This window comes from Microbacterium sp. CPCC 204701, from assembly GCF_004010105.1.
Lineage (GTDB): Bacteria > Actinomycetota > Actinomycetes > Actinomycetales > Microbacteriaceae > Microbacterium.
The window spans coordinates 1-4267 of the sequence record NZ_RRYE01000267.1; the positions used below are offsets into that span (position 1 = coordinate 1).

Annotated in this window: 3 protein-coding genes; all 3 read right to left on the bottom strand. The window is 70.6% G+C overall.

Features of this window, described 5'->3' with window-relative positions; all coding sequences use genetic code 11:
- Positions 1-76: 76 nt before the first annotated feature.
- Positions 77-1105 (bottom strand): ATP-dependent 6-phosphofructokinase, encoded by a 1029-nt coding sequence (locus EIO58_RS13570; RefSeq protein ID WP_127819980.1) that lies wholly within the window; start codon positions 1103-1105, stop codon positions 77-79.
- Positions 1106-1269: 164 nt separating this feature from the next.
- Complete coding sequence (locus EIO58_RS13575; protein WP_127819981.1) at positions 1270-3423, bottom strand: DEAD/DEAH box helicase; 2154 nt, start codon at positions 3421-3423, stop codon at positions 1270-1272.
- Positions 3424-3659: 236 nt separating this feature from the next.
- Positions 3660-4267, bottom strand: a 608-nt coding sequence (locus tag EIO58_RS13580; RefSeq protein WP_127819982.1) for a hypothetical protein, incomplete at its 5' end; no start/stop codon positions are given.

Below are 4267 nucleotides of genomic sequence, written 5' to 3' on the forward strand. Positions count from 1 at the left end.
GGCGGGGCCGGGTGGTCGCGCGGGGTGCAGAAAGGCGAGCGGATGCCTCGCGGCGAGGCATCCGTCGGGTCGAGGATCAGCCGAACAGCGCGGCGGCCTCTTCGTAGCGGTACAGCGGGACGCTGTTGAGCTCGCCGAGCGCGTCGGCGAACGGCACACGGACGATGTCGATGCCGCGCAGCGCCACCATCTGCCCCCACGCGCCGTCGACGATCGCGTCGGCGGCGTGCAGGCCGAGGCGCGTCGCGAGGACGCGGTCGAAGCCCGACGGCGATCCGCCGCGCTGGATGTGACCCAGCACCGTGGCGCGGGTCTCGATGCCGGTGATGCGCTCGATCTCGGGCGCGAGCACCTCGCTGATGCCGCCGAGGCGTGGGCGGTTGAACGCGTCGAGGCCCTTGTCGGAGTAGGCCTCGTCCTGGCCCTTGAGCTTGAAACCCTCCGAGACGACCACGAGCGGGGCACGACCGCGATCGTGCGCCCGGGTGACGAGCTCTACGACGTCGTCGATCGACAGCGGCACCTCCGGAATGCAGATCGCGTGAGCGCCCGCGGCGATGCCCGCGTGCAGCGCGATCCAGCCGACGTGGCGGCCCATGACCTCGGCGACCATGCACCGCTGGTGCGAGTCGCCGGTGGTGCGCAGACGGTCCATCGCGTCGGTGGCGATGTTCACGGCGGTGTCGAATCCGAACGAGTAGTCGGTGGCGCGCAGGTCGTTGTCGATCGTCTTGGGAACGCCGAGCACGTTGATGCCGTCGTTGGCGAGACGGTTGGCGGCGGCCAGTGTGCCCTCGCCGCCGATCGCGATGATGCCGTCGAGGCGGTGACCGTACATCGTCTTGGCGATGTTCTCGGCGCCGCCGCGCGGACCCTCGTACGGGTTCGTGCGGCTCGTGCCGAGGATCGTGCCGCCCACCTTCGACAGACCCTTGACCTCGTGGCGTGTCAGCGGGAAGAAATCGCCGTCCACGACACCCCGCCAGCCGTCGCGGATGCCGACGAACTCGAGGCCGTACGTCGTCGTGCCCTTGAGCACGACGCCACGGATGACCGCGTTGAGTCCGGGGCAATCGCCGCCGCTCGTCAGGATGCCGATCTTCATAGCTCAGGTTCCTCGCTGTCGGGTGAAGAGGTCCGGCGACGCTGCCTCACCCGACATTAGTGCCGGATGCCGCGCCTTGCCACACGGGCGGCCCGACGCGCTCGGTCACCCTGCCGCACGGCTCAGCGGCGCCAGGGGCGCCGCTCGTCGATCGCTGCTCGGGCCTATGCGCCGCCGAGGGCCTGACGCAGCACGTGCATGAGGGCCGACAGCTGCACCGAGTCGCTGGACTGCGGGTCGACCGCCTCGCCGTCGAGCGCGCGGGCGGCGAGCCCCTGCTTCGAATCGATCAGCTCGGCGATCTTCGTGTCGATCGTGTGCGCGGCGATGATGCGCCACGCCGTCACCGGCTCGTCCTGGCCGATGCGGTGCACGCGGTCGATCGCCTGCGTCTGCTCGGCGGCCGTCCACGACAGCTCGGCGAGCACGACGTTCGACGACGCCTGCATGTTCACGCCGACGCCCGCCGCGGTGAGCGAGCAGACCGCGATGCCGACGTCGGGGTCGCTGTTGAACGCGTCGATGGCCTGCTGGCGAGCCGTGGATGCCTGGTCGCCGCGCAGCGAGACCGTCTTCAGGCCCGCCGCGGCGAAATGCGCCTCGGCGGCGTCCATGACGTCGATGTGCTTCGCGAAGAACACGACCTTGCCGACCGAGCGCTGCAGCTGCACCGCGTAGTCGGCCGCGAGCACGGCCTTCGCCTGGCCGATCTTGCGGACCATGGTGAAGACGTTCTCGGACCCGGTGCCGGCGGCCTTGGATTCCTCGAGCTCGTTGTGGGCGACCAGCCTGACGATGTCCTCGTCCACTTCGCCCGGCGCAAGCCCGCGATCGCCACGAGCATCGATGATGCGGCGGTACTTCGCGGCCAGACGCTCGCCCAGCTCGCGCTCGGCCTGTCGGATGGAGCGGCCGAACTCGTCGTCGAGCTCCACGGGAAGATCCGCGATGAGCTTGTCGGGAAGGTCTGCGGCGACATCCTTCTTCTTGCGACGGACGATGCCCATCGAGATCACGGCCTCGCGGGCCTCGGGATAGAAGGCCTTGTCGGCGGGCGTGAGACCCGTCTCGTCGAGCTTCTCCATGAGCACGGGGCCCGGCTTCGCGCCGGTGGTCCAGCCGAGAAAGCGCCAGATCGCGTCGAAGTCCTCGACGTCGTTGATGAGCGGCGTGCCGGTCAGCGCCAGCAGCAGCGGGTCGCGGACCTGCTCGCGAATGCGGGCGGCGAGCGCCAGCACGTTCTGCGAGCGCTGCGAGGTGAGGTTCTTGATGAAGTGCGCCTCGTCGACCACCATGCCCTTCAGCCCGAGGGAGCTGAGCCACGACAGGTGGCGGTCGAGGATCTCGTAGTTGACGATGAACACGTCGGCGAACGCGTCGATGTCTTCGCCGTCGCCCTGGATGACGGTGGCGCGGCGCTGGGGCGTCCAGCGCTCCACCTCACGCGCCCAGTTCATCTTCACGACGTTGGGCACGACGGCCAGCAGCGGGTACGCGTTCGCGACGGATGCCGCGAGCGCCGACTCCGCCGTCTTGCCGAGGCCCGGCTCGTCCGCGAGGAGGAAAGTGCGGTGGCCGTCGCGCACGGCCTCGAGGAACCGCGACTGGTGCGGCATGATCTCGAGCCCTCTGGGCGACAGCCGGTCGAACTCGGGCACGGGCGGCAGGTCCATCGTGGCGCTTCCGCCGCCCGCGCCGGTCTCGAACGCCTTGTACAGCGGTCCCATGAGCTCCCAGCTGTCGAGCCGCCGTCGCGGCGTCTCCTTCGGCGCGCGGACGGAGAGGTCGGGAGCGAGGAACGGGTTGGCCTCGCGACGGGCCTCGACCTGCGGCGGCACGACCTGGCGCTCGGCGAGGGCGGCCGGCACCACGGGGGCGGCGATCGGGGCGACATCGGTGATGATGAGCTCGTCCGGCGGCAGCTCGGCACCCGACTCGAGCAGCCAGTCGCGGCGCATGCGGCGCGCGACCGGCGAGGTGGCCTGGTCGACCTCGAGCAGTTGGATGAGCGACGTGTCGCGTGCGGCGGTCTTCGCCAGGATCGTCGCGACGCCGTCGAGGCGCTTCAGCAGCTCGGAGCGCGCGGCATCCGCCAGCTCGCCGTCGTTCTTGACCCGGGCGCGCTCCTCGCGCACCAGGAACGCGATCACCTGGAACTTGACGCGGTTGGTGGGTCCGAGCTTGCCGCGCTGGGCCTTCGCCTCAACCTCTCGCACCTTACGGGCGAGGATCGGAATGATGGGGGCCTCGTCGTCGCGGCGCGCGGACGAGGACTTGCGGCGACGCTGCGCCGCCTGGGCGGGTGCCGTGGTCGGCATGCTCCTCCTGAGCGTGAGTGCCGGATCGGGCCCGGCGATGATCGGATGACACCGATGGATCTGCGTGCTCCCGCGGGCGGCGCGAACGCCGTCGCGAACGCGGGATCGGGGTGCGCCGTGGCGGCCGCGGGCACTCGCTTCTGCGAGCTGCGACATCGTCACCGGATTCCCCACCGCCCATTCTAGCCGGATTCGGTCGCGCAGCGGGAAAGGGATCGCGACGGAGAGCCGAGCGCTCAGCCCCAGAGCGTCGCGACGATGTCTTCGGTGTACCCGTCGGGGGCGAAATTGATCCACGCGGTGGTGAGGACTGCACCGTCGCCGATGTAGTGCGTCTCGCCGCGGATGTACTCCTCGTCGTCGAGCGTGACGCCCCGCTGCTCGACGCGGCAGACGGTGCCGTCGCCGAGTGCCTCGCACCCGAACCCGGCCGCCGGCAGAGCCGACTCGATGCCCGCCGCCTGCTCGGCGTCGATCGCCGTCACGTTGGTCGCCAGCCCGAACTCGCTGGGCTGCCCCCACGAGCAGCGCAGCGTCGGCGCACCGCTGTGGATCACCTCGAGGAGTTCGGCGTTCTCGGTCGAGAGCATCGTGACGCCGGGGTCGTTCAGCGGCGGGTTCTCGGACTGCAGCTGCGCGAGCATGTCGGCGGAGTAGATCTGCTCGCACGACGCCGGCATCTCGAACCCCGCATCCGGCAGCTCGGTCTCGATGGGCGACACCGACGGTCCGGGCGTCGGCTCGTCGAGGGTCGCCGAGCCGGACGGCTCCGGCGTGCCCGACGGCTCGGGCCGGCACCCGGTCGCGAGCAGCGCCACCGTGGCGAGCGCGGCGACCGCTGCCG

Coding starts and splice junctions, on each gene's coding strand:
- EIO58_RS13570 (WP_127819980.1), bottom strand. CDS start 1,105: ATGAAGATCGGCATCCTGACGAGCGGCGGCGATTGCCCCGGACTCAAC.
- EIO58_RS13575 (WP_127819981.1), bottom strand. CDS start 3,423: ATGCCGACCACGGCACCCGCCCAGGCGGCGCAGCGTCGCCGCAAGTCC.